General features: G+C 71.0%; 26 protein-coding genes. 8 read left to right on the forward strand and 18 right to left on the reverse strand.

The annotated features are described in order from the left end of the window. Window positions 1–171 precede the first annotated feature (171 nt). The 4 genes from gcl to AC0680_RS14365 all read right to left on the reverse strand — a co-directional run bounded on the left by gcl (window position 172) and on the right by AC0680_RS14365 (window position 3,916). Window positions 172–1,953 (reverse strand): glyoxylate carboligase, encoded by a 1,782-nt coding sequence (gcl, locus tag AC0680_RS14350; RefSeq protein ID WP_478628080.1) that lies wholly within the window; start codon window positions 1,951–1,953, stop codon window positions 172–174. Window positions 1,954–2,252: 299 nt separating this feature from the next. Then, on the reverse strand, window positions 2,253–2,744 hold the full coding sequence (locus AC0680_RS14355; protein WP_478628081.1) for a cupin domain-containing protein: 492 nt from the start codon (window positions 2,742–2,744) through the stop codon (window positions 2,253–2,255). A gap of 160 nt (window positions 2,745–2,904) precedes the next feature. After that, a complete protein-coding gene (locus tag AC0680_RS14360) occupies window positions 2,905–3,342 on the reverse strand; it encodes a VOC family protein (protein WP_478628082.1) in 438 nt (145 codons plus the stop codon). Between the two features lies 1 nt (window position 3,343). After that, entirely contained in the window at window positions 3,344–3,916 is a 573-nt protein-coding gene (locus AC0680_RS14365) for a DinB family protein (protein ID WP_478628083.1), read from the reverse strand. 61 nt (window positions 3,917–3,977) lie between these two features. On the opposite strand from AC0680_RS14365, the gene AC0680_RS14370 reads away from it, so the two are divergent. After that, window positions 3,978–4,937 carry a helix-turn-helix transcriptional regulator gene (locus AC0680_RS14370; RefSeq protein ID WP_478628084.1) on the forward strand — a complete coding sequence of 320 codons (960 nt, stop codon included), beginning with the start codon at window positions 3,978–3,980 and terminating at the stop codon, window positions 4,935–4,937. A 197-nt stretch (window positions 4,938–5,134) separates the two neighbouring features. Continuing rightward, window positions 5,135–5,935, forward strand: coding sequence for a GNAT family N-acetyltransferase (locus AC0680_RS14375; protein ID WP_478628542.1), 801 nt, complete (start codon window positions 5,135–5,137; stop codon window positions 5,933–5,935). A gap of 25 nt (window positions 5,936–5,960) precedes the next feature. Here the strand turns inward: AC0680_RS14375 and AC0680_RS14380 are convergent, their stop codons facing one another. Together AC0680_RS14380 and AC0680_RS14385 are read right to left on the reverse strand one after the other, a co-directional pair. After that, entirely contained in the window at window positions 5,961–6,446 is a 486-nt protein-coding gene (locus tag AC0680_RS14380) for a pyridoxamine 5'-phosphate oxidase family protein (RefSeq protein ID WP_478628087.1), read from the reverse strand. A gap of 145 nt (window positions 6,447–6,591) precedes the next feature. Next, complete coding sequence (locus AC0680_RS14385; RefSeq protein ID WP_478628089.1) at window positions 6,592–8,004, reverse strand: globin domain-containing protein; 1,413 nt, start codon at window positions 8,002–8,004, stop codon at window positions 6,592–6,594. 169 nt (window positions 8,005–8,173) lie between these two features. Between AC0680_RS14385 and AC0680_RS14390 the strand changes: the two genes are divergently transcribed. After that, window positions 8,174–8,899 carry a response regulator transcription factor gene (locus AC0680_RS14390; protein ID WP_478628091.1) on the forward strand — a complete coding sequence of 242 codons (726 nt, stop codon included), beginning with the start codon at window positions 8,174–8,176 and terminating at the stop codon, window positions 8,897–8,899. A 101-nt stretch (window positions 8,900–9,000) separates the two neighbouring features. On the opposite strand, the gene AC0680_RS14395 is transcribed toward AC0680_RS14390, so the two are convergent. Then, entirely contained in the window at window positions 9,001–10,674 is a 1,674-nt protein-coding gene (locus tag AC0680_RS14395; RefSeq protein ID WP_478628545.1) for a sensor histidine kinase, read from the reverse strand. Window positions 10,675–11,119: 445 nt separating this feature from the next. After that, window positions 11,120–11,941, reverse strand: a complete 822-nt coding sequence (locus AC0680_RS14400) for a MerR family transcriptional regulator (RefSeq protein ID WP_478628093.1) — start codon at window positions 11,939–11,941, stop codon at window positions 11,120–11,122. Window positions 11,942–12,024: 83 nt separating this feature from the next. On the opposite strand from AC0680_RS14400, the gene AC0680_RS14405 reads away from it, so the two are divergent. Beyond that, window positions 12,025–12,408 (forward strand): VOC family protein, encoded by a 384-nt coding sequence (locus tag AC0680_RS14405; protein ID WP_478628094.1) that lies wholly within the window; start codon window positions 12,025–12,027, stop codon window positions 12,406–12,408. A 43-nt stretch (window positions 12,409–12,451) separates the two neighbouring features. Here the strand turns inward: AC0680_RS14405 and AC0680_RS14410 are convergent, their stop codons facing one another. Together AC0680_RS14410 and AC0680_RS14415 are read right to left on the reverse strand one after the other, a co-directional pair. After that, complete coding sequence (locus tag AC0680_RS14410; RefSeq protein WP_478628096.1) at window positions 12,452–13,855, reverse strand: SMI1/KNR4 family protein; 1,404 nt, start codon at window positions 13,853–13,855, stop codon at window positions 12,452–12,454. A 277-nt stretch (window positions 13,856–14,132) separates the two neighbouring features. Continuing rightward, a complete protein-coding gene (locus AC0680_RS14415) occupies window positions 14,133–14,906 on the reverse strand; it encodes a class I SAM-dependent methyltransferase (RefSeq protein ID WP_478628098.1) in 774 nt (257 codons plus the stop codon). Between the two features lie 533 nt (window positions 14,907–15,439). Between AC0680_RS14415 and AC0680_RS14420 the strand changes: the two genes are divergently transcribed. Continuing rightward, window positions 15,440–16,417 (forward strand): MFS transporter, encoded by a 978-nt coding sequence (locus tag AC0680_RS14420; RefSeq protein ID WP_478628101.1) that lies wholly within the window; start codon window positions 15,440–15,442, stop codon window positions 16,415–16,417. 170 nt (window positions 16,418–16,587) lie between these two features. On the opposite strand, the gene AC0680_RS14425 is transcribed toward AC0680_RS14420, so the two are convergent. From AC0680_RS14425 to AC0680_RS14435, 3 genes are all read right to left on the reverse strand, one after another. After that, a complete protein-coding gene (locus AC0680_RS14425; RefSeq protein WP_478628103.1) occupies window positions 16,588–17,148 on the reverse strand; it encodes a cysteine hydrolase family protein in 561 nt (186 codons plus the stop codon). Window positions 17,149–17,249: 101 nt separating this feature from the next. Next, window positions 17,250–17,576 carry a hypothetical protein gene (locus AC0680_RS14430; RefSeq protein ID WP_478628105.1) on the reverse strand — a complete coding sequence of 109 codons (327 nt, stop codon included), beginning with the start codon at window positions 17,574–17,576 and terminating at the stop codon, window positions 17,250–17,252. 243 nt (window positions 17,577–17,819) lie between these two features. Beyond that, window positions 17,820–18,728, reverse strand: coding sequence for a LysR family transcriptional regulator (locus tag AC0680_RS14435; protein ID WP_478628107.1), 909 nt, complete (start codon window positions 18,726–18,728; stop codon window positions 17,820–17,822). 70 nt (window positions 18,729–18,798) lie between these two features. Here AC0680_RS14435 and AC0680_RS14440 point away from each other — a divergent pair, with 70 nt between their 5' ends. Together AC0680_RS14440 and AC0680_RS14445 are read left to right on the forward strand one after the other, a co-directional pair. Further along, entirely contained in the window at window positions 18,799–19,740 is a 942-nt protein-coding gene (locus AC0680_RS14440) for an NAD-dependent epimerase/dehydratase family protein (protein ID WP_478628110.1), read from the forward strand. Between the two features lie 15 nt (window positions 19,741–19,755). After that, a complete protein-coding gene (locus AC0680_RS14445) occupies window positions 19,756–20,640 on the forward strand; it encodes an aldo/keto reductase (protein WP_478628112.1) in 885 nt (294 codons plus the stop codon). A gap of 32 nt (window positions 20,641–20,672) precedes the next feature. Here AC0680_RS14445 and AC0680_RS14450 read toward each other — a convergent pair whose 3' ends face one another. The 3 genes from AC0680_RS14450 to AC0680_RS14460 are packed head-to-tail and all read right to left on the reverse strand — an operon-like array spanning window position 20,673 to window position 22,687. Continuing rightward, window positions 20,673–21,860 (reverse strand): cytochrome P450, encoded by a 1,188-nt coding sequence (locus AC0680_RS14450; RefSeq protein ID WP_478628113.1) that lies wholly within the window; start codon window positions 21,858–21,860, stop codon window positions 20,673–20,675. Next, window positions 21,847–22,554 (reverse strand): cyclodityrosine synthase, encoded by a 708-nt coding sequence (locus AC0680_RS14455; RefSeq protein ID WP_478628115.1) that lies wholly within the window; start codon window positions 22,552–22,554, stop codon window positions 21,847–21,849. The genes AC0680_RS14450 and AC0680_RS14455 overlap by 14 nt, the downstream gene beginning before the upstream one ends. Next, window positions 22,538–22,687: a hypothetical protein gene (locus AC0680_RS14460; RefSeq protein WP_478628568.1), complete on the reverse strand. Its 150-nt coding sequence runs from the start codon at window positions 22,685–22,687 to the stop codon at window positions 22,538–22,540. The genes AC0680_RS14455 and AC0680_RS14460 overlap by 17 nt, the downstream gene beginning before the upstream one ends. A 263-nt stretch (window positions 22,688–22,950) precedes the next feature. On the opposite strand from AC0680_RS14460, the gene AC0680_RS14465 reads away from it, so the two are divergent. After that, window positions 22,951–23,169 (forward strand): EF-hand domain-containing protein, encoded by a 219-nt coding sequence (locus AC0680_RS14465; RefSeq protein ID WP_201808806.1) that lies wholly within the window; start codon window positions 22,951–22,953, stop codon window positions 23,167–23,169. A gap of 151 nt (window positions 23,170–23,320) precedes the next feature. On the opposite strand, the gene AC0680_RS14470 is transcribed toward AC0680_RS14465, so the two are convergent. Next, window positions 23,321–23,896, reverse strand: coding sequence for a hypothetical protein (locus AC0680_RS14470; RefSeq protein ID WP_478628118.1), 576 nt, complete (start codon window positions 23,894–23,896; stop codon window positions 23,321–23,323). 52 nt (window positions 23,897–23,948) lie between these two features. Then, complete coding sequence (locus AC0680_RS14475) at window positions 23,949–24,941, reverse strand: LysR family transcriptional regulator (RefSeq protein WP_478628121.1); 993 nt, start codon at window positions 24,939–24,941, stop codon at window positions 23,949–23,951. Between the last annotated feature and the right edge of the window lie 52 nt (window positions 24,942–24,993).

Genomic DNA, 24,993 nt, shown 5'->3' on the forward strand with positions numbered 1-24,993 from the left:
GGGTGGGGTGGAAGGGGCGGGGCCGGAGAACCGGGAGTTGTTGGCTTTGCTCCGGGGGGGGGGTTTTTTTTTTTTTTGCGGGGGGGTGGTGGGGGTGTGGGGTGCGCGGGCAACGCCCCCCCGGCCCACCGTCCGGGCCGGATCCGGGTCAGGTCCGGATCCGGCCCGGGGTCAGGACTTGAGCGGCTTGATCGCGGTGGGCGCGTGACCCGGCTCGGTCGCGATCTCCTCCCACTCGTTGACGCTGGCGATGTCCGTGCCGCTCATCGAGATGTTGGTGATCCGCTCCAGGATTGCCTCGACGACGACCGGGACACGGTGCTCGGCGGCCAGCTTCTTGGCCTGCTCGAACGCGGCACCCAGCTCGTTGGGGTCGGTGACCCGGATGGCCTTGCAGCCCAGCCCCTCGGCGACCTTGACGTGGTCCACGCCGTAGACGCCCAGCTCCGGCGAGTTGATGTTCTCGAACTCCAGGTTGACCTGGAAGTTGATGTCGAGGTTGCGCTGCGCCTGGCGGATCAGGCCCAGGTAGGCGTTGTTCACCAGGACATGGACGTAGGGGATCTTGTGCTGGGCGCCGACGGCCAGCTCCTCGATCATGAACTGGAAGTCGTAGTCGCCGGAGAGCGCGACGACCGGCGTCTCCGGGTCGGCGGTGGCGACACCCAGCGCGGCCGGGATGGTCCAGCCCAGCGGGCCGGCCTGGCCGCAGTTGATCCAGTGGCGCGGCTTGTAGACGTGCAGCATCTGGGCGCCGGCGATCTGGGAGAGGCCGATGGTGGTGACGTAGCGGGTCTCCGGGCCGAAGGCCTTGTTCATCTCCTCGTAGACGCGCTGCGGCTTCATCGGGATGTTGTCGAAGTGCGTACGACGCTGCAGCTCGGCCTTGCGCTCCTGGGTGGAGGCGGCCCACTCGCCGCGGTCGGGCAGCTTGCCGGCGGCCTTGAGCTCCTTGGCCACCTCGACGAACAGCTCCAGCGCGGCCTTGGCGTCCGAGGCGATACCGAAGTCCGGGGCGAAGATCTTGCCGATCTGGGTCGGCTCGATGTCGACGTGGACGAACTTGCGGCCCTGGGTGTAGACGTCCAGCTTGCCGGTGTGGCGGTTGGCCCAGCGGTTACCGATGCCCAGGACGAAGTCGGACTCCAGGAAGTTCGCGTTGCCGTAGCGGTGCGAGGTCTGCAGGCCGACCATGCCGGCGTTCAGCTCGTGGTCGTCGGCGAGGATTCCCCAGCCCATCAGGGTGGGCACGACCGGGGTGCCGGTCAGCTCGGCGAACTCGACCAGCAGCTCGGAGGCGTCGGCGTTGATGATGCCGCCACCGGCGACGATCAGCGGACGCTCGGACTCGTTGAGCAGCGCGATCGCCTTCTCGATCTGCGCCCGGGTCGCGGCGGGCTTGAAGGCCGGCAGCGGCTCGTACGTCTCGGGGTCGAAGTCGATCTCGGTCAGCTGGACATCGATCGGCAGGTCGATCAGGACCGGGCCCGGACGTCCGGAGCGCATCAGGTGGAAGGCCTGCTGGAAGACACCGGGGACCTGCGCGGCCTCCATCACGGTGGTCGCGGCCTTGGTCACCGGCTTGGCGATCGAGGCGATGTCGACGGCCTGGAAGTCCTCCTTCTGGATCACCGCGGTCGGCGCCTGGCCGGTGATGCACAGGATCGGGATGGAGTCACCGATCGCGGAGTAGAGGCCGGTGATCATGTCCGTGCCGGCCGGGCCGGAGGTGCCGATGCAGACGCCGATGTTGCCCGGATGCGTGCGGGTGTAGCCCTCCGCCATGTGCGAAGCGCCCTCGACGTGGCGAGCCAGCGTGTGATCGATCCCGCCCGCACCCTTGAGCGCTGCGTAGAAGGGGTTGATCGCGGCACCGGGCACTCCGAAGGCGTTGGTCACGCCTTCGCGCTTGAGGATCTCCACCGCGGCACGGGCGGCTGTCATTCGAGGCATCGAGTACTCCTGCGTCGACCTGTCACGGGCACGCTCCGGCGAAGGACCGGAGTTCCTTAATTCCGCATCATGGAATTAATGTTTTGCTTTATGGAAGGAAGTTAGAGCGCGCCGCATCGCCCGTCAAGGGGAGGACGGGCGGCTGATGACCGAATGTCCGCGATCGCACGAGTTGGGCGGGCGACGCGAGGCACGGACACCCCGGACATCCGGCGGGCAGGCAGGCAAAAGGGGCCCCACCCCCTACGGGGTGGAGCCCCTGAGTCGCCGCGGAAGACCGCCGCCCGCCGCCCCTGGTGCTACGGCACCGTGGGCGAAGGGACCTGGTAGGAGCTGGTCCGGTAGCGGCTGCGGAACTCGGCCAGGAGCTCGTCGGTCGCCTCGGCTCCGGCGCTCACGGCGGCGTGGACGTCGCGGAAGTAGTTCTCGTAGCCGGCGGGCGTGTAGAGGCACAGGGCACGCACGGGGACCGTTCCCGCGTTGCGGAAGCCGTGCGGGGTGCCCCGGGTGGCGGCGAGCAGATGGCCGGGGCCGGCCGTCACCTCACCGTCGCCGGTGTGGAGCGTCAACTCCCCCTCGACGACGTAGAAGTACTCGTCGTGCCCGTCGTGCACATGCGGTCTGGCGCCTATGGTGCCGGGCGCGAGGCGGAACTCCTCGAAGGAGAAGCGCCCGCCGGTGTGCTCACCGGTGAGCTTGAAGAAGTGCTCGACGCCGGCGACGTCGAGGAGTTCACCGTCCTGAGGGCGGCGCAACAGCGGACGGGCGGGAGTCATGGCCTCATCAGTCATGGCGGCATTGTGGCCCAGTCGACCCGCGTTGCGGCCCGAACCGTCCTCAACGGGCGCACACCGGACGGGATCCGCTCACCACGGCACTGCGAGCAACCCCCTCACCGCACACGGATCAGCCGAGGCGGAGCCCACTGCGGAACTCACTTCAGGACCCATGTCAGTCGAGGCAGAACTCGTTGCCCTCGGGGTCGGCCATCACGATGTGCCCGGCGCCGAGCGGAGGAGCGGGCTCGAAGCGACGCAGCCGGGTGGCGCCGTGGGAGACGAGCCGCCCGGCCTCCTCTTCCAGGGCCGCCATCCGCGCGTCGCCCGCAAGCCCTGGGGCGGCCCGCACGTCGAGGTGCACACGGTTCTTGGCCTGCTTGCGCTCGGGCACCCGCTGGAAGAACAGCCGCGGCCCGGATCCCTCGGGGTCGACCACCGCCGAGGCGTCGTTACGTCTCTCGGGCGGCACCCCCATCGCCTCCAGGGCCTGGTCCCACGACTCGAAGCCCTCGGGCGGGTCCTGCAGCCGGTAGCCGAGGGCCTCGGCCCAGAACGCCGCCGTCCCGGCCGGGTCGGCGCAGTCGAAAGTGATCTGGATGTCGCGGGCCATCTCAGCTCGCCTCCCGGCGGGTGTGCAGGTGGAGGTCGCGGAGCAGGCACACCTCGGACAGATGGTGGATCAGCTCGCGGTTGATGTGCAGCACCAGCGCCGCCATAGGACGCTCGCCGTACGGCGCCTCCGCCTCCCCGCACGGGCGCGCGAGGCCGGCTTCACCGAGGGACTCGACCCCGGCCAGCCATGTGGCGTACTCCGCGTCGAGCTGAGCCAGCGCCTCGGCCGCGGTCTCGGCGTACGCGAACGACTGGTAGTCGGTGGCCGCGCGACCGAAGTGCGCGGCGTTGCGCATCGCGAGCACGCCGACGATCACATGCCCCAGTCGCCAGGCGATCGTCGTGAACGGTCGCGGATCGGGCTCCGGCATCGCGAAGTCGATGGTCATCGCGCCGGACCCGGCCCGCACCGGTGCGGTGCCGGTACCGCGCGGGCGCACGCTCCAGCAGCCGGGCGCCGGCTCCCAGAAGTACTCGTCGTCGGTGAGCCCTTCGAGGCGGTCGCGCAACTGGTTCGTCCAGTGCCAGGAGAGCTGGTCTCTGAGCAGGGGATTCCACGTCTGGTCGGTCATGGCTCCAGCCTTGCGCATATAGCGGACAGCTTCGTTCCGTGAAGCGTGAAACGATGCGCGCATGACCGTTGAGGCGACGACCGAACGGGTGCTGCGGCTGCTGGCGCTGCTGCAGCGCCGAGCGTCCTGGACCGCCGCCGAGCTCGCCGCCGAGCTGGGGGTCACCGACCGCTCGGTGCGCCGCGACGTGGAGCGGCTGCGCGCGGTCGGCTACCCCGTGCACGCGACGGCGGGGGTCGGCGGCGGCTACCAGCTCGGTGCGGGCACCCGGCTGCCGCCGCTGCTCCTCGACGACGAGGAGGCGATCGCGACGGCCGTGTCCCTGCGGCTGGCGTCGGGCGGCACGGTCGCCGGGGCGGGCGAGGCGGCGCTTCGGGCGCTCGCGAAGCTCGACCAGGTGATGCCGCCCCGGCTGCGCGCCGAGGTGCGGGCCGTCCACGGCGCCACCGAGACCCTCGTCGGCCCCGGGGTCGAGATCGACGCGGAGCTGCTGGTGACGCTCGCGCGGGCCTGTCGCGACGCCGTACGGGTGCGCTTCGGCTACGCCGGCCGCGACGGCGGGGAGCGCGAGCGCACGGTCGAGCCGGTGCGGATGGTCGCCACCAGCCGCCGCTGGTACCTGATGGCCTGGGACGTCGACCGCGACGACTGGCGCACGTTCCGGCTGGACCGGATGCGCGAGGTGGTGGCGACGACCTGGCGCTTCCGGACGAGGGAGCATCCGGACCCGGTCGCCCATGTGCAGCGGTCCGTGACCGAGGCGCCGTACCGGTACCTCGCCCGGGTGCGGGTGCACGCCCGGCCCGACCAGGTACGGGAGTTGGTGCCGCCCCAGGTGGGGCGGGTCGAGGAGGAGCGCGACGGCTGGTGCGTGCTCGTCGCCGGTGGGGACGACCTGGACTGGCTCGCCCTGCACGTGGCCCGGCTGGGGTTCGAGGCGGAGGTGCTTCAGCCGCCGGAGCTGCGGGAGGCCGCCGCCGTGCTCGCCCGCCGCCTCACGGCCATGGCCGGGACCGGCTGACCGTTTCAGGTCCCCCAAGCGGAACGCGCGACCGGCAACTGTCGGCCGAATTCCTTGCCACCGCGCCGCAACACCGAGCGGTCAATGTCGCGAAGAGGCACCCGGAGCCGGCGGAGTCGGGTACTACTTCAGCAAGGATTTCTCCGAACTCGACGATCTGGATGATCTGTCCGGGCTCGATGATCGATGGGATGACGGTGGCCGATCTCGCGGAGTCCGTCGAATCGGTGGAGCAACTCGCCGCGGTCTGGCGTGCCATGGTGCTCGACCGCGATGCGGGTGCTGATGTGCGCGACCTGCCGGGGCTCGCCGTCCGCTGGGCCGACTGCCGTTTCGCCTTCTGGAACTGCGTCGCCCTGACCGACGTGGGCGCGGACGCAGAGCTCCTGGGGCAACGTCTGGGCCGGGCGGCGGACATCATGCGCGCCAAGAAGCAACCGGGCTTCCTGTGGCTCTTCGAAGACCTTCTCGACGACTCGGCTCGCGCCGTGCTGGGGCCGGCGGCCGAGCGGGCGGGCCTGCGGCACGCCTTCCCCGGTACCGGCATGGCCGGCGACCTGCTCCCCCTCCCCGAGCCGGTCCACCCCGATCTGACGTTCGTGCGCGTGACGACCGACGAGCAGTTGTGCGCCTATGCGGACCTCAACTCGCGTGCGTACGGAATGTCCTTGGCGGACGGCCGCGACGGGCTCCTCGGATCCACGCGCTGGAAGAACGAGGTGTACGCCTACCTGGGCATGCGGGGCGACGTGCCGGTGGCGTGCGCCGGTGCCGTCGAAGCAGACGGGCGCCTCTTCGTCGTTCTCGTCGCCACGGCCCCGGAGTGGCAGCGCAGAGGCTACGGCGAGGCGGTCACACGCAAGGCGCTGTACGAGGGCGCCCGCGCCACCGGACTGACCCGTGCCACCTTGCACGCGACCGTCGCCGGCGCCCCCGTATACCCGCGTATCGGGTTCACACCGAACTCACCGATCCACTTCTACGGTCTGAAGGGTTGAACCGGCGGCGCCTTGCCCCGCCCCGCTAGCGGGACAGCCGCAACCCCGTGACCAGATCCGGGCGGATCCGCAGCGCGTGGGCCATCCGGTGGTCCGTCCAGGGGTGCAGCAACGCCTGGTAGTGCGCCAGGTCGTCGGGGTCGGTCACCAGGTGGCAGTAGCCGGTCACCACCACGCTCCAGCCGCAGTGGGTGGCCGGGTCGATGGCGTCGGCCTCGTAGGCGACGACCACCCCCTCGTCCTCCGCGTGCTCGGTGAGGCTGGTCAGGGCCGCGCCCTCGTGGGTGCGGATGATCACCTCGCCGTGGTGGAGGAGGTGGTTGACGGGGCGGATGGCCGGCAGCGCGTTCTGGGTGAAGACGATCCGGCCCAGCGACACGCTGCCCAACAGGCGGAGGGCCTCGGCACGGTCCAGTTCGGTGCTGCGGCGGGAGGCTTCGCGGTCGGCCCGGGCCACCGGCGCGGAGTCGATGGCGGTCCCGGTGGTGTGCCGGGCCGGGATGTCGTTCACTGCGTGCTCCCTGTCCTGGTGACACTGCTGATGCACTGAGCTGTCGGCCAGTAGACGCCACTCGGCGGCCACCCACCAGGGCCGTTCGGCCCGCCTCGGGCGGCGCGGCCGGAATGACCGTGCGACGTTCAGGGCCGGGTCGGCGTCACCGCGCCGCTCCGGCCACCGTGCCGTCCACCGTGTGCGCCGGGCGGCGGTCGGCCGGCGGGGTCAGTACGTCCGGGACCGGGTCGTGGCGGATCTGGTCGGCCGACATGCCGGCCGCGGTCAGCCGCGCGACCGTGGCACCGACCATGGCCGGCGGACCGCTGACGAAGGCGAGGTGCTGCGACCACCGCCGGTCGCGCGCCACCGCCTCGGCCAGGGGCCCGTATTCGGACAGCGGGTCGCTACTGCCCGGGGCGACGTCCTCGTCCAGCACCCGGACCACCCGCAGTCGGTCGTGACGCGTCGCCAACCGGGTCAGCGCCACGGCGTCGTACAGCTCGGCGCGGCTGCGGGCGCCGACGAAGAGGTGGACCCGTCCGGCCGGGCGCTGCGGAAGACCGGCGGTTCCTCGGCGGCGTCCCTCCCACTCCTCCAGGAGCGCCTTGATCGGAGCCCAGCCCGTGCCGCCCGCCACCATCAGCAGATCGCGGGAGCGGTCCTCGTCCCGGAGCGTCATCGTGCCGTGCGCCGGTCCCAGCCGCAGCGTGTCGCCGACCCGGGTGCCGCCGACCAGGGTCTCGCTGACCCCGCCGGGGCCGGTCCGCCGGACGTGGAGGGCCACCTCGCCGTCGGGCCCCGGCGCCGACGCGAGGGAGTAGTGCCGCCACGCCTGCGGCATCAGCGGCGAGGCGACCGCCGCGTACTGGCCGGCCCGGTAGGGATACGGCTCGTGCGGCCGCACCCGCAGCACCGCGAGGTCCGGGCGGCGCCGCTCGTGCACGGTCACCGTCCCCTGCCAACAGGGGGGTTCGGCGAGCGCGGCGTCGGCACCCTCGACCATCGACGCGACGGCGAACCGCAGCATCCGCACCCACGCCTGTTCCACCGCCTCGGCCCAGCGGGGCCCGGCGGTGCTCCGCAGCGCCGCGCACAGCGCCGTCTCGAACGCCTCGTAGTGCACCGGACGCACCCCGAGCTTGCGGTGGTCATGACCGAGCTGCCGGAAGTAGGCGGCCACCTCGCCGGGGCGGTGCAGATTCTCGATCAGGTACCAGAAGGCGCGGGCCAGATGGGCGCGCTGGAACTCCATGGACGCGGGGAACAGCGATCGCAGGTAGGGCCACCGGGCGAACATCTCGTCGTAGAGGCGGGCGATGAGGTCGCCGAACGGCGTGACCAGGTCGAGGTACTGGGTGATCAGGCGCTGGTCCGCCGCACCGTCGTAGGCGGCGGGCGTTAAGTCCGGCGCGGGTGACCGACCCTGGCCGAGGATGCGCTGCCGCAGCCGCATGGCGTCGTGGCGGGCGAGCAGGGCGTGGTACTCGCCGCCGACGGTGTCCGCGGCGGGGCATCCGGGCGGTAGGGCCGAAGCGGAACGCGGGGGCTGGTACGGCTGAGAGGGCTGGTGCACGGGATCGACCTCCTGACGGGGGGCGTCAGTATCGCAACGCGGTGCCGTGCCCTAAGGGCCCCGATCCCCCAGGGCCGTTCGGCCCTTGCGCCGGGCGCCAGGCGCGACGAACCTCGTGGTCGGGACCCTTGTGCCCCGCCGAACCGCGAGAACCACAGAGCGAGAGTGCATGAACCAGCAGCCCGTTCACCCTGCCCCCGCCGGTGCCCCCGATGCGCCGCTGCGCGTCTTCATCCTCGACGACCACGAGGTGGTCCGCCGCGGAGTACGGGATCTTCTGGAGGCGGAGGAGGACATAGAGGTCGTCGGGGAGGCGGGGGACGCCCGGCAGGCCCTCGCCCGGGTGCCGGCGATCCGGCCGCAGGTGGCCGTCCTCGACGTCCGGCTCGGCGGCACCGGCGGGCCCGAGAGCGACCACGAAGGGATCGAGGTCTGCCGGGAGTTGCGGGCCCGCATGCCGGAGCTGGCCTGTCTGATGCTGACGTCCTTCGACGACGACGAGGCGCTGTTCGACGCCATCATGGCCGGGGCGGCCGGCTACGTGCTCAAGCAGATCGACGGCAGTGCGCTGGTGCACGCGATCCGCACGGTCGCTGCGGGGCAGTCGATGCTGGATCCACGCACCGCGACGCGGGTGATGGAGCGGTTGCGCGACCCGGGCCGGGGCCGGCCGGCCGAGACGGAGACGTCCGAACTCGGCCGGCTCTCACCGCGCGAGCGGGAGGTACTGGACCTGATCGGCGAGGGTTTGACGAATCGTCAGATCGCGGACCGGCTGTTCCTCTCGGAGAAGACGGTCAAGAACCGGGTGTCCGCGATCCTGTCCAAACTGGGCGTGGGCCGCCGGGTCCAGGCGGCGATGGTCGTCGAACGGCTGAAGGGGCCACGGGCGTGACCGCGGCACCGGGAATCCCCAGGGCCTGAACCGCCGCTCCCCGGTGCCCCGTGCCGAGCGGTGCCCCGGCACGACCGCGTGCGGCACCGGAAGGGACCGGGTCAGTCGGGCAGCGGCGCCCGCCAGACGATGCGGGTGCCGCCGTCCTCCGGCCCCTCGACGGCCAGCCGGCCACCGCGCATGTCCGCTCGGGCCCGCATGTTGGCCAGGCCTCCGGTGTGCGGCGCGGCGCCGACCCCCACCCCGTCGTCCGTCACCGTCAGCGTCACCGCGTCCCCGGTCACCGACAGCGTCACGTCCAGTTGGCGGGCACGGGCATGGCGGGCGGCGTTGCTGAGGGCCTCCGCGGTCACCGCCAGGAGGTGCTGGGAGAGGTCGTCGGGGACCGCGGCGTCGACCGGGCCGTCGATCCGCAGTGCCGGGCTGAAGCCGAGGGGGCCGGCCGCCCGCTGCAGGGTCTCGGTCAGGTCGCGGCGCAGACCACGGCCGCCCTTGGCGTCCCCGGTGGTGCGCAGTCCGAAGATGGTGGAACGGATGATCTTGATGGTGGTGTCCAGGTCGTTGACCGCGCGGCCGACCCGCTCGACGGCCTCCGGACGGTCGATCAGCCGGGTCGCGCTCTGCAGGGTGATGCCGGTCGCGAACAGCCGCTGGATGGCCAGGTCGTGCAGGTCCCGGGCGATCCGGTCACGGTCGTGAAGGATCGTCAGCTCCTCCGACTCGGCCCGTCGGCGGGCGAGTTCCAGGGCGATCACGGCCTGGTCCGCGAAGCCCGATATCAGGGTGACCTCGGCGTCGTCGAACGCGGGCCGCCCCGCCAGACGGCTCAGCCGCAGTGCACCGCGGCCGGTGTCCACCTGGAGCGGGACGGCCACCGTCGGCCCGTACGTCTGCGCGGGCTCGCCGTTCGGCTCGGCGCCGTGCGGCCGGGCTCCCTCAGGCGGGTGCCCGATCTCGGTGCCGGGGGCGTCCGGGCCCAGCGGGTACGCCCGCGGGTCGGCCCGTAGATCGGCGCTGACCACCGGCCGGCCGCTGCGGACGGCCATCCCGGGCAGTGAACCGTCGGCCGGCACCCGCAGCCCCAGGATCCGGCTCGCGCCCGTACCGCACGCCACCGCCACCGTCAGCTGGTCCGCGGACGAGGGCGCCGGCAGCAGGACCGCCGCGCTGTCCGCGCCGGCGACCTCCTGCGCGTGCTCGGCGATCAGCCGCAGCACCTCGTCGGCGTCAGTACCGGACAGCAGGCTGCGGGTGATCTCGCCCAGTGCCTCCAGCCACCGTTCGCGCCGGCGGCTCTCGTGGTACATGCGGGCGTTGTCGATCGCCACTCCCGCCGCGATGGACAACGTGGTCAACACGGCCTCGTCGTCCGCGTCGAACGAGCCGCCGCCCCGCTTCTCGGTGAGGTAGAGGTTGCCGAACACCTCGTCGCGGACCCGGACCGGCACCCCCAGGAAGGTCCGCATCGGAGGGTGGTTGGCCGGAAAGCCATAGCTGTGCGGATGCCGGGTCAGGTCGGTGAGCCGCAGCGGCGACGGGTTGCGGATCAGCTCCCCGAGGATGCCGCGGCCGCACGGCGTCCGGCCGATCAGCCCGATGAGCTCGTCGGACATCCCGACGGGCAGGAACTGCGACAGCTGCCCGTCCCCGACCACGCCGAGCGCCCCGTACTCCGCGTCGGTGAGGGTGACCGCCGCCTCCACGATGCCCCTGAGCACCTGCGGGAGTTCGAGCCCCCGCCCCAGGCTCATCACGGCGTCGAGCAGGCTGCGCATCCGGTCCGGTGCATGGAGCCGCGGCCCGTGCGGACCGCTCACGACCGGTGCGTACTGCTGCGATTCGGACATGACCGTGCTGCTCCAAAGATCCCGTACGTCTGCTCGGAAGCGTACGTGATCAGCGCGGCGGCGCCGGCGGGCACCGGCGCCGACCGGCCATCCGGAGGCGTGTGCAACGGGGGCCGGCCGTCCCGCCGCCGAGGGGGCCGTTCGCCGTCCGCGGGAGGGCCGTTCGGCCCTGGGGACCGCGGAGGTGGCCGGCTGACGATGTGTCTGCCGGGAAGGGCCGGTCTCCCCCGTGCCAATGGCTCTTCCCGGCTCCGGCCGCTCCCGGCCCGGGTTCATCCACAACGTCTGGAGAGAGCATGCCGGGACCGCATTCGGCGCCGTCAGACGAGGCGGCGGGGTGACACCTCGCCGCCCCTCCCCCGCAGACCATGCATCAGGCCCGGGTCACCGGCGCCTGCAGTTCCGTCACCCAGTCGTCCCGGTTCTCGGGGCACTCCAGGGTGACCTCACGGGGGTACCCCGTCGTCTGGTAGCCGTTGGCGTCGATCCAGCGGGCCAGGGTCTGGGCGGTGGGAAGCACGGCATCCATCGAGCCGCGGTGCACGATCGTCGCCGCCTGGTCGAGGCACGGCAGGTCGAGGATCCGGAAGGCGTGGTCCTGGAGAGGGGCGGAGACCTGGACGGCGGCGTGGACGGTGATCCTGCCACCGCCCTCCGGGGCGTCCTCGTAGTAGGCGACTCCGGGGCCCGTGGGGGCGATGCCCGCCGAGCTCAGGAGCCGGAACAGTTCGTCGTAGAGCGGTCCGATGACCGGGCCGATGTCCTGGGGCTCGAAACTCGCGGCGGTGGCGGTCAGCTCCGCCACCCGGACGGTGGGGACACTCTTGAGGACAACGTCGTTCGTGGGCATGTGACCCTCGCTCTCGATCGCTCGGAGCCTCGCCTCGACCTGGACCAGCCGTGCCTCCGCGGCAGCCATGGCGGTCTCCAGTTCGGCCCGCCGCAGCCGCAGCATGCCGCGCAGTTCCTCGGCGCCGACCTTCTCGTCCACGATGGCGCGTACCTGCTGGAGGGTGAACCCCAGGTCCTTGAGCGCGATGATCCGGTTGAGGCGGGCGAGCTGAGCGGCGGTGTAGTGGCGATAGCCGCTGGCAGGATCGACGTGGGCCGGGTGCAACAGACCGGTCGCGTCGTAGTGACGCAGCATGCGGACCGAGACGCGGCCGTGCCGGGCGAAGTCTCCGATGGTGAACATGATGTCTCCGAGTCGACCGCCTGACACGGTGTGAGAGTCAAGAACCACGGCCGCGCTCAGGCCGTCTACGTACACTGACGGGCATGGCATGCCGCATCAGTGAACTGGTCATCGACTGCGCCGACCCCGACGGCCTGGCCGCATTCTGGAGCAAGGTCCTCGGCTACGTCGAACTCGACCGGGAGGACGACGGAACCATCGAGATCGGGCCTCCCGGCACCGGCTTCGGCGGCCTGCAGCCCACCCTCGTCCTCAGCCCCAGCAGCGCCCCGCGGAGCGGAAAGCTCCGACTGCACATCGACGTCAACGCCACCGACCGCGACCAGGACGCCGAGCTGGAGCGGCTGCTCGCTCTCGGCGCCAAGCCCGTCGACGTCGGCCAGACCGGCACCGAGAACTGGCATGTCCTGGCCGACCCGGAAGGCAACGAGTTCTGCCTCCTGCACGCCCGGCTGCAGCCCCGCTGACGGCTCCGGCCCCGCTGACCACGTGCGTCCTGGCGCCAAGCCTCTACCGTTCGGCGCTGAGGTTGCCTTCGAGGACGGTCTGGATGATCCGGGGCCGGTCCCAGAGGGCCAGGATTTCGTTGGCGATGGCCACGATGGGCAGCGGGTCCTGGTTGCCGTGCACCGTGATGGCGGCGGCCGACAGACCGCGTGGGACGGCTCCGGCGTCGAGGAGGACTCGCCATTCCTGCGGGCCGAGTTCCAGGAACTCCAGGCCGGTCAGTTCGGCGATCTGCAGAGGGTCGGCGAGCGTGCCGGGGTAGGCGGCAAGGGTGCGCAGGCGGGGCAGTTCGGTGACCGGGGCGAGGCTGAGCGGCGTACGGTCCCACACGCCGATGGACAGCACCTCCAAGCCGGGGTGGGCGGCGGCCTCGACGCTTGGCAGGCTTCGGATGTTGACATGGGCCACGGCAGGCGGCTGGTCCTGGCCCGAGCCGCCATCTCGCTTGCTGTGACGGTTCGTTATCAGGTCGGTGAGCGAGTCGGCGACCAGGGAGGCGCCAACGCTCTCCTCATGGCTGAGCATGATGATCTGCCCTGTATGCCCACGTGGGCCGGGGGTCAGATCGACCGCCAGCCGGTCGCCCCCGCCGTTGTCCCCGAAGGCGATCCAGCCGGGTGAGCCGACCAGGCCCTGCACCGCGGCGTCGGGCGGCGTGACGACGGCCTCCTTCGCCGCGAACTCCCAACGGCAGTGGCGGGACGACGCGTCGGCGATGTACAGGTCGTCCAAGGCGAAGAGCTCGCAGCCGACCGCGGTGGATTCGCGCTCCGCCGCCTCGTAGTCGTCACCCCAGTCCTCCCAGCGCGCCCGTGCCACCCGGTAGACCGCCTTGAGCTCGTCGGGCAGGGTGACGCCGAGGCGCGCTTCCGCAGCGGTGATCTCCGCCTCCGTCGCGCCGATGGCGTCGGGCAACCGCTCACGCAGCGTCCGTTCCAGCAGTTCCCGATCCGCCGTAGGAGCCGGCACCGCCCCGGGCACCGGATCGGGCAGACGGCGCCAGGGCTCGGGGACGGCGCCCTCGACCAGGATGAGCGCCCCTGGGTGCGGGGTTCCGATGCCGGGTTCCACGGCGGGGCTGGGCCCGAGCAGGCGGAGCGCGACGTTCCCGTTCGCCGAGATCTCGGCAGTGAACGAGACGTCGTCGACACCGGCGTCGGCGAGCGCGTGCTGCACCCGCTTCACGGCGTCCGACTCGTCCCGCATGTCCTCGATCTGGGCGGCGCGGCCGGGCGACGGCGGCCGTCGCCGCAGGGGCAGACTCCAGCCGTGCCGGCCGATGCATCCCGCCACGCGGACGGACCGGCCGGCCTGCCCTCCCGCGCCGCCGGCCCGCAGCAGCCGCAGCACCGGCTCCCAGGTCGCGAAGTCGTGTATCGAGCGCAAGGAGGGCTTCTGATCAACCATGCGCAGACCGTACGCGGAGCCACTGACATCCAAGGCCGCCGGGCGCTGCACCGCGCACACCAGCGTCCGTTCCGCACCCATCAGCTGGGGTACGGCCTCACCGCCTTCACCGGAGGCGCAGAACGCCGGGAACGCGATCGTCGAAGATTTCGGCCAGCCACTCGAAAGGCGTTCTGCCCTGGGGGAATCCGTGCGGGCGGACTGGAGATACCGCGAGCCGGGAAACCTTCCGGTCACAGCGCTGCTCACCGCACTGCTCACGGCACTGTTCGCGGCGCTATTCCTCCGAGCCGGTGGCCGACGGCGGCACCTCGACGACGAAGAACAGGAAGCAGGCCTTGGTCGAAAGGTCATGGAAGCCGTCGGGGAACAGCTCACGGGCGGCCGGGTCGGGCTGCGGCTCGCTGATGACGGAAATACGGAAGCCGGCGGCGGTGAAGGCATCGGTCATCGCGTGCAACGGCTTGCGCCAGAACCTCATCGGGACGGACCGCCCGTTGAACGTCCAGTCGAAGGAATAGCTGGTGGTCGCGAAATAGTCGGGCCGGGGGTCCTGGATCGTGTAGGCCACGAAAGGGTGGTCCACCGAAGCGATCAGCCGGCCGCCGGGCCTGAGCACTCGCCGCATCTCGGCCAGCGTCGGCCCCCAGTCCTCCAGGTAGTGCAGGACCAGCGACGCGACCACGTCGTCGAACGCGCCGTCGTCGAACGGCAGACGGTCGCTCAGGTCGGCCACGTGCAGGGCCACGTCGTCGCCCAGCCGCCGCCTGGCCAACGCCAGCATCTTGGCGCTGGCGTCGATTCCGGTGACGACGGCACCGCGGTCGCGCAGTGCCGCGGAAAGGGGGCCCGAGCCACAGCCGGCGTCCAGGATCCGGTGGCCGGCCACGTCTCCGGCGAGGGCTAACATCGCGGGCCGCGCGTAGTACGCGGTCACGAGGCTGTTCTCGTTCTCCGCCGAGTACGCCTCGGCGAAACCGTCGTAGTCGTTCACCCGGTCCCGATCTGCAGACTGGGCGGGACTCGCGGGCACATCGTTTGCGCGTTCCATCGTCGCAGCCTAGTAGTCGCATGACCCGCCGGGCAGAACCCAGAGGCCGCTTGGGACCGTCCCCCGCAGTCCGCCGTCGGTCCCCTCTCCCTCCCCGGGGGCCCGTGCCCACACGCGGGCCGAGGTCCGATGGCCCAGCAGTGTGCGCTCCTGGCAGTAGGGCTTGCGGAGGGCATGGTTCCGGTCTGTGGGCCGACGCGGGGCCTGCTCCCTTCTCCTAACGTCGTGCCCGGCACCGCACGAGGCGCAACCACTCCGGGAGCGCGCTGACCCCAGTCCGTGCGCGCTGCCTGCTGTGCACGATTTTCCCTGGTTGGAGTTCCCCGCGATGCCCGTGATGACAGCGGCCCTGGTGCTGCTCGCCTTTGTGACGCCCCTTGCCACGGATATGTATCTGCCCGCCTTTCCGCAATTGCCGGGGGACCTGGGCACCGATGCATCCGGTGTCCAGCTCACGCTCACCTCGTTCCTGATAGGCATGGGGCTGGGCCAGCTGATCCTCGGACCGGTTCGGGCGCCGTACGCCGATCCTGGTGGGCTCGGCGGTCTGCGTCGTCGCCACTGGTCTGTGCGCGCTCGCGCCCTCGCTCGGCTACCTGGTCGCCCTGCGCTTCCTCCAGGGCCTCAGCGGAGCTGCCGGCGTGGTCATCGGCCGCGCCGTCATCTCGGACGTCGCCACGGGCGCGAGAGCGGCGAAGCTGCTCGGCGTCCTGATGTCCCTGCTCGCCGTCGCCCCCGCCGTCGCGCCCGTGGCGGGCGGCATCGTGATCGAGGCCGCCGGCTGGCGCGCGGTGTTCTGGGTCCTGGCCGCGACCTCGCTCCTCGCCTTCGCGGGCGCGGTCTTCGCGATCCCCGAGAGCCTGCCGCGCGAGCGGCGCCGGACAGGAGGCGCTCGGGCGACCCTCCGGTCGGTGCGCGAGGTCCTCGCCAACCGCAGCTACCTGGGCTACACGCTCTGTTTCGGGATGGCTCTGGCCGTGCTCTTCTGCTACTTGGGCGGCGCTTCCTTCCTCTTCCAGAACCTGCTCGGCCTGAGCGTCGCCCAGACCGCCACCGCGTTCGCCTCCGTCGGCGCCGTGAGCGTCGTCTCCGGCCTCGTGATCACGCGGCTCGTCGGCCGCTTCTCCCCCACCTCTCTGCTGCACACCGGCCTTTGGACGATGCTCGTCCCCTCCGGCGCCCTGTGCGCATGCGCCATGGCCGACCGGCTGCGCCTTCCGCTCGTTCTGGCCCTGCTGTACCTGGCCTTCATCGGCATCAGCCTGGTCGCCATCAACGCGAGCGCACTCGCCCTGGAACTCGTCGCCCATGCCGCCGGAACCGGCTCCGCCCTGCTCGGCACCGCCCAGAGTGTCCTGAGTGCCGTCGCCGCCCCACTGGTCGGCCTCGGCGGTGAGCACACCGCACTGCCCATGTTCACGGGCATGACCGTCTCGGCCGTCCTCGCCTTCCTCGCGCTGCGCCTGACCAGGACCACCCACCGCGCAGCCTCGATCGGCAGCGACCATTGAGCGGTCCGGGCGGCTCGGCTACTCCCCTGCATGAAGCGCCGCGGGCCACGTGGCCCAACCCCACCGGCTCCGGGAAGTTTCGGCCCATGGCCGGTGTGGTGGTGGCGCCGCTTCAGGAGTCCGTCGGGGCAAGGGGAATGAGGCAGCGACGAGGGCAGCGACGGACGCCGCTACTGAGGTGCGATCGCCTTGACCCAGTCGTCGACGGTGACGACATCCGCCCACTGCGGGAACAGCCGCTCGATGAGGACCCGGTGCAGCTCCGGGTCGGTATCCAGACAGGCGTCGGACAGGACGGTGAGGCCGAAGTCCAGGTCGTTCGCCTGGCACAGGGTGGACAGCACCACAGCGCTGGTGGCGATGCCGGTGAGTACGAGGCTGTCGATACCGCGTGCCCTCAGCACCACGTCGAGATCGCTGCCCGAGAACGCACTCGCCCGCCTCTTGGTGACCACCACATCGCCCGGCCGGGGCGCGACCTCGGGGTGGATCTCGGTGCCTGGGGCGCCCTCGACGAAGAGGCCGGCCCGCGCGATGGCGGTGAGAGCCCGGTTGCGCGTGCCGACTTCTGGGAAGCCGGGACGCAGCGCGATGACCACGTAGATCACGGGGATGTTCGCCGCCCGGGCCTCGTCGATCGCCCTGCGCAGACGTGGCAGGTATCCGGAACCGTCGTCGGCGATGTCCACGATGGCCTGCTGGACGTCCATGACGAGAAGGGCGCTGCTCATGTCGCCTCCAGGAACGAAGTCAGTTCGGCGTTGATCGGGCCGGTTTCTCGCGTCGACCGGCCACGGAGTCACCGCGGCCGGTCATCGGCGGTCTTCGGGTGTCACTGACCCTGATGGGGCGGCTGATAGGGCGGCTGATACGGCGGTTGGGCGCCGTACGGTCCCGGGTTCTGCGGCGGCTGCCCCGGAGAGGCGACCGGCGGATACGCCTGCCCGCCCGGCTGCTGCGGCGGCCAGAACCCCTGCCCGGACTGCGGGGCGGGCGGATACGGCGCCTGGTGCGGCATACCCGGACCCGCACCCCACCCCCCAGGAGCGCCCTGCGGCTGCGCGCTCCTGCCGCGCGTGCTCAGCACCACGGCGACGACGACCACGATCGCGGCCAGCACGCCCAAGCCCACCAACAGCAACAAAACCGACGAGATCATCTGTGCCCCTCCCATGCTTCGGGCCCGTGCGGACACGCCACGACGTCGACCCACCACGACCCTACAAGGGAACGACAACGGCCTCGTGTTCACCACCCACAAGCCGGGGGGGCAGCACCACGCCCATGTCGTACTCGCCCGTCGTCGGAGAAGTGGTCGTCGCCCGGTGACGGAGACGCTCGTCGCGGCCCCAAGCCCGCGTAGATCCCGCATGGTTCCTGCGTGGAACCCGCGTGGAACCCGCTACTCCGATCGATGCCTCGCCTGTTCGCGGAGGGCCTCGATGAACGTCGTGACGTGGGGGCGGTCGTGACGGCGGCCGATCGTGGCGACGCCGATGTGCCGGGTCGGAGTCGGCGGTTCGATCGGGACGGCGCGCAGACCCGGCACCGTCGGGACGAGCGCGATGGAGGGGATCAGGGAGATTCCCATTCCCGCGGCGACGAGTGAGCGGGCGAAGAAGTAGTCGGTGGTGGTGCCGCGCACTTCCGGTTCGAAGCCTGCGCGCTCGGCGTAACGGCGCAGATATGCCTCGGTCTTGAGGCAGCCGAGCACCCAGGGCTCGGCTGCCAGCTCGGCGATGTCGAGTGACTCGCGGTCGGCGAGTCGGTGCTCGTGGGGCATGACGACGTGCAGGGGGTCTTCCAGGAGTGCGGTCCACTGCAGGCTGGAGCCCGAGCCCGGCCCGACAGGCAGCGGGCCGTCGAAGTGGTAGGCGATTGCGAGGTCGACGGCGCCTTGGCGGACAAGGGGCAGGGTGTCCTCGGGCTCGCCCTCCCTGACATGGAGCAGGGTGCGGGGGTGGGTCGCCATGAGCCGTGGGAGAGCGTCGGGCAGGAGGTGCCTGCCGCCGCTGGTGAAGGTGGCGACGGTGAGCTGTACGCGGCCCGTGCTGAGCCGCTCGACTTGCTGCTTTGCCTGTGCGAGCTCGGCTGCGACGGACTCGGCGGCCCCGACCATGATCTGGCCGGCCTGGGTGAGGGTGACCCCGCGCGTGCTGCGTGCCACGACCTGGGCACCGAGGCTGCGTTCCAGCACCGCTACGTGCTGGGAGACGGCGGAGGGGGTGAGGTGGAGGGCCGCGGCCGCCTTGCTGAAGCTGCCGTGGTCCGCCACCGCCCGCAGGACGCGGAGCCGCTGCACATCGATCAACAGTATTCCTTAACACGCTTCCAGCAAGCCGTCACTTCTGCTGCTGACGGTAGGCGTCCAGGGTGGGGGTATGCAAAGAATCTGCGTCATCGGCGGAAGCCGCTACTTCGGAAGGCTCCTGGTCGAGCGTCTGCAGGCGGCCGGCCATCAGGTCACTGTGCTCAACCGCGGCTCCGCTCGACCGCCCACCGGTGTCGAGCAGCTCGTTGTCGACCGCGACGACGAGGCCGCTCTCGTCGCCGCGCTCGGCTCGCGCACCTTCGACACGGTCGTCGATCAGGTCTGCTACACCCCCGTGCAGGCCGCGATCGCCGCCCGTGCCTTCGCCGGCCGCACCCGGCGCTACGTCATGACGTCCACGATCGAGGTCTACGACCCGGCGACCGCCGCGCTGCCGGCTGTGCCGGCGGGCATCGGGGTGCCGGAGGAGAACGTGGACCCGCGCGCCTGGCAGGTGGCCGTCGATCTCCCCTGGCACGACGAGGCATACCTGGAAGCGCACTACGCCGAGGGCAAGCGCCAGGCGGAGGCCGTCCTCACCCGGGACGGCGGCTTCGCGTTCGCCTCGGTGCGCAGCGCGCATGTGCTCGGCGGCGGCAGAAGGGAATTCACCGGCCGACTCGCGCACTACACCGAACGCATCGCCCAGGGCGACGAGATCGTTGTGCACGCCGAGGCGCTGCCGACGGTGTTCATCCACCACGAGGAGCTGGCGGACCTGCTGCGGTGGGCGGCCACCTCCACCGACTTCACCGGTCCGGTCAACGCCTGCTCCGACGGCCTGCTCGATGTGCGCGACCTGGCCGCGATCGTCGCCGCGCAGACCGGCCGCGAGCCCGCCTTCCGGACCGTCGCCGCGGGCGGGACCGCCTCACCGTTCTCCTTCGACCGCCACTACGCCATGAGCAACACCCGGGCGAAACAGCTGGGCTTCGCCTTCTCCCGTACCACCGACTGGCTGCCCGGCGCCGTCGCCGAAACGCTCGCCGCATCCGCCGCCCCCACCGTCTGAGGAACACGAACCGCCATGCAGTACCGCACCATCGCCGACATCACCGTCAGCGCCATCGGCCTGGGCGCCATGCCGCTGTCCATCGAGGACCGCCCGGACGAGAAGCGGGCCATCGCCACCGTCCACGCCGCCCTCGACGCCGGCGTCACGCTCATCGACACCGCCGACAGCTACCACTGGCACGCCGGCGAGGCGGGCCACAACGAACTCCTGATCGCCCGCGCTCTGGCCCGCTACGGCGGCGACACCTCCGGCGTCCTGATCGCGACCAAGGGCGGCCGCGGCCGTCCCGGAGACGGCAGTTGGACCGTCACCGCCACCCCGGAACATCTCAGGCGCGCCGCCGAGGCCTCCGCCAGGCGACTGGGGGGCGAGGCCATCGGCCTGTACCAGCTGCACAAGCCGGACCCGGCCGTGCCCTGGGCGGAGTCCGTCGGTGCTCTGCGCGACCTGCTCGACGCCGGCACGATCCGCGCCGCCGGCATCTCGAACGTGACCACCGGCCAGATCCGCCAGGCGCATCAGATCCTCGGCGACCAACTCGTCTCGGTGCAGAACCAGTACTCGCCCGCCATCCGGGACAGCGAGCCCGAGCTGCAACTGAGCGCACAGCTGGGCCTGGCGTTCCTGCCCTGGAGCCCCCTCGGTGGCATCTCCCGCAGTTCCCTCGACGGCCCCTCCGGCCCGACCTCCACCGGCACCGCCTTCCACCGCATCGCGGCCGAGCACGGCGTCAGCCCGCAGCAGATCGCCCTGGCCTGGCTGCTGCACCGCTCCCCCGCGGTGATCCCGGTGCCGGGAGCCAGTCGCCCGACCTCCATCACCGACTCGGCTCGGGCCACGGAACTCGAACTGAGCCCTGAGGAGCTGACACAGCTTGAGGACGCGCTGCCGGGCTGAAGCAGCTCCGGGCGTCGACGCCGAATCGACGGCTACCAGGCCACCGGCAGCCGCTCGGGTACCCGCTTCATGAACCGGGTACGCCAGACCAGTTGGTCGATCGGTACCGCCAGTTGCAGACCGGGCATCTTCTCCAGTAGCACCCGCAGGGCGATCTCGGTGTGCTTCCTGCCCAGGCCGGTGGCCGGGCAGTAGTGCCCACCGCCGCCGAACGAGAGGTGCTCGGCCGCGTTGGGCCGGTCGATGTCCACGGTGTGCGGACGGGGGAAGACGTCCGGGTCGGTGTTGGCGGCCTCGACCAGGACGAGGAGCAGTTCGCCCTTCCTCACCTGGACCTCGCCCAGGCGGACGTCCTCGGTGGCGATGCGGGGCAGCCCGTCGCCGATGGAGAGGTTGACGCGCAGCAGCTCGTCGACCGCGGCCTGGATCTTGTCGGGCTCGGCGCGCAACTGGCGCCACACATGCGGGTTTTGAAGCAGGGAGACGATCGCCATCGTCAGGAAGCCCATCGTGCTGATGACCCCGGCGCCGAACATCGTCACCCCGACGGTGGCCAGCATCTCGTCGGTCAGATGCGCATACTCCTGCTTCGTGCGCAGCGCGGCGAGCTCGCTCATCAGGCCCGTGGTGAGCGGGTCGTCCAGGCGCTCCACCATGTAGGCGATATCCCGGTCCCAGTTGAGCTTGGCTCCGGTGATCGGGGACGCCGAGTTCATGAACGCGATGTCGAGACTGGCGGCCAGGCGGGGCGCGTCCGCCTGGGGGATGCCCAGGATGCGGCAGTGCAGATGCTCGGCGTACGGGCTGACGAACCGGCCGCGCAGGTCGACCGGCGGGCCGTACGCCAGCAGGCCGTCGATCATTTCAGCGGCGTGGGTGTGCATCCAGTCCTCGAGGCCGGGCGACTTGGGATTGATGGCCTTCAGCACCGCCTTGCGCAGTCCGGCCCCGGTGATGTTGCCCATGTTGTTGACCACTTCCGGCGGGATGGTCAATGCGTATTGCCTCGGCACCCCGGGGGCGGAGGTGTCCTTGAGGCTGAAGCGCGGATCCTCCAGCACCTGCCTGCACAGACGGTACGACGACACCAGCCATGCCGGATCCCCGGCAATCGTCCGCACGCGTTTGACCGGCTCGGCCCGCAGCTGGGCGATCTCGGGCGGGAGACGGTCGCCACGCGGGGAGAACGGGAAGTCGAGCAGCGCGTCAGTGTCCATCATGGTCTCCTTCGACGGGGGTGATGACGGCGTGGCCCTGGTTGCGGGAGGCACGCAGGCCGGCGCCTCGCGCGTACAACAGCTCGGCCATCGGCAGCAGCTGGTGGTAGCAGTTCAGCGATGACGGGACACCGAGGATCGCGGGGGTGTCGAGGAACAGCGGGGCTTCGGCGCACACGTACTTGAGGCATACCTCGCGCTGCCGGTGGGTGGCCGCCTGGCCGTGCAGCAACTTGGCCGACAAGAACGCGCCGACCAGCGAGTCGCAGGCGGCACGGAACTCCGGGTCGACTTCGAGGAGGTTGACCAGATTGCCGTGAATCGCCTGATAGGCCGGGATGGTCGTGAGCGCCGACAGCGCGCGGGCCCGTACCCGGCTGCCGGTCGGATCGACATCCCGAGCCGCTGCGGTCACCTTGGCCCGCACTCCGCGCAGGTTCTTCACAGCCTTGCGACGGGCATCGTCCGGAGGATAGCCGAGCGCTTCGAACATCTCGCCCACGAACAGGTCGGTGTAGATCAGATCGACCTGGGCGAAGTGGGCCGCACCCCACCGGGCAAGATCCTTGATGCGCTGCGCGGAGAAGTAGCTGTTGCCCGACGAGACGCCGATCACGGCGTGCGCGCCTTCCTTCGCCATCACTTCGCACTGCTGCGTGTAGGGCTGGGTTCGGAAGAGTTCAGGCGCCGCTTTCAACCCGCTCGTGCCTTTCGTCCTCGCTCTTGGCCGCCTTGCCGCCCACGATCGCGCGTGAGGCGGACGGGGCCGGCAGGCTCAACCCGAGAAGAGCGGCCGTCGGCGGGGCGCCTGCCAGAGGCTTCTTGATCACTGCCCCTCACTGTGATCGGTTGGTCAAGTCGCCCAGAACAACTCCGCGTCGACGAAATAGTTGCGGCAGCCCGAACCGCACGGTCCCTCCTGCAGAACCGAACCTCGGAGCGATCCCGCGCTCATGCCTTCGGGCGGCGGAGTCACGGGCCTTGGAACCGGTTCGGCGGCCCGCGACAGCCGGGCAGGTCGGGCGGCCCCGCGTTGCTCCGAGCGGACAGATAGCCTGGGCCCGTCAGCGAAGATCACAGAAGGGCGGAGCACATGGCAGACATCGTGGAGACGGCGGCGCGGAAGGTCTTCGAGCGCTACGACGTCGACGGGGACGGCCAGGTCACCGCGGACGAATACCGCAAGGTCGTGGCGGAGTTGGAGGGCTCGGAGATCACCGAGGCGCAGGCCCAGGAGCTGATCGACTCGCTCGACACCAACGGCGACCGCCAGATGTCCTTCGAGGAGTTCTGGGCGGCCATGAATGGCTGACACCACCGGGTCCGGCACATGAACCTGCCGGACCCGGTTCGTCATCCCGCCGGCTCCCGTGTGCGGTCGTCGCCGCACACCGCATCCGCCGGATCGCCGAGTCCCCCCAGGTAGCACCCATGGTGTGCTGCGAGGTCATTGCCCATCCGGCTCACGCATCGAAATCGTGATCCCCGTACTCGACGTATCCCCGGTCGATCAGCTCGTCCTCCAACTCGTCCCCGTCGAGGCCATCAAGCTCCTCAAGGTCTTCGAGCGGAACGTCGCCGAGCATGACGTAGTCGCCGTCCTGCGCTGTCTCACCCACGAGCGGCGGGACGAGCATGCCGTCCCAGTCCACGGTGACCTCGATCCTGTCGTCGAGGTCGCCGAAGAACATCCCGTCGGCAAGCGCCGTCCTCACCTTCTCCGGATCATCCGCGCCAACGTCGTAGCCAGTGGGCTGCCCCGAGCCACGGAAGGTGATGTCCGGGTAACCGTCGACTCGGATCGTGACGAATGGGTGGAGATCGATCGAACGCGTTCGTTCGCCCCGCTGATACACGTCCAGATACAGATCAGCACCGTGGCTGTAGTTGAACAGCAGCCACACATTGATGGACTCCGCGAGTTCGGAGTCCAGAGCGGCCATGGCTTCGTCGAGGCTGCCGCAGATGTGGTGAGCGTCCTTCCTGGCCGCGCCAGGAGATACGCCAAACCTCACGTCGTAGAAGCTCTTGGGCACCATGTTCGAAAGCCTACGCAAGGGGACTGACAACCGGCTTCCCCCATCGGGCAGATCACGGCGGCGCCGCCCCGGCCACCGCCCGGCTGGAACGGGATGCGGGGGTTGTGGGGGATGTGGGGGATGCGAGGGCCGCCGCGCCCGGGGCATCCGTCCGCTCGTCGGCCCGCGTCACCTCCCGCGCGATCCGCGCGAAGGCCCGCACCATGCCGGGGCTGTCGCCGGCGCGCCAGACCAGCCCGTAGCCGACCGGGGCGGCGTCGTCGAAGGGGAGGTAGCAGACGCCGGGACGGGCGTAGTAGGTGGCGGTGTGGGCGGCGGTGAGGAAGGCGCCCTTTCCGGCGGCGACGAGCATCAGCGCCTCCTGCATGTTGGTGACGCCCGGGCCGTGCGCGATGGGGCGGCCGCCCGGGGTGTGCGCGGGGACGTGGTGCTCCAGCCGGTATTCGGGGAGTTCACCGGCTATCGTCAGCAGCACCACCTCGGCCAGGTCCTCGAGCGAGACCCGTTGGCGGGCGGCGAGCGGATGCTCGGAGGCGATGGCCAGCACCCGCTCCTCCGAGAGCAGGGCGGGGCCCTCGCCCAGGTCCTCCTCGCGCACCGGAAGCTCGGTGAGCTGGACGTCGAACTCGCCCTTGCGCAGCGGTCCGTACGGATCGGACAGCGGCACCTCGCAGATCTCCACGTCGAGCTCCGGGTGGCTCGCGCGCAGCACCTCCGCCGCCCGCAGCACGATCTCCCCGGCCGGCGGGCCGGAGAAGCCGATGTGCAGCACCCCGCTGACACCGCGCGCGGCAGCGGCGGCCCTGGCGAGGGCCGCGTCGATCGCGCGGTGGTGGGGTTCGAGGTCCTCGTGGAGTTGCCGGCCGAGGGCGGTGAGGGCGACCCGGCGGCTCGTACGGACGAACAGCGGCGCGCCGACGCGGCGTTCGAGCCGCTGCACGAGCTGACTCACCCGGGCCCGGGACAGCCGCATGCGCTCGGCCGTACGGCCGAAGTGCAACTCCTCGGCGAGGATGAGGAAGCACTCCAGTTCGTCGCGCTCCATGGACAACCTCCGCTCCCCGGCAGCCCCCGGATCGGTAAGCCTGCCTGAACGA

It is taken from the genome of Streptomyces sp. NPDC043738 (genome assembly GCF_056436545.1).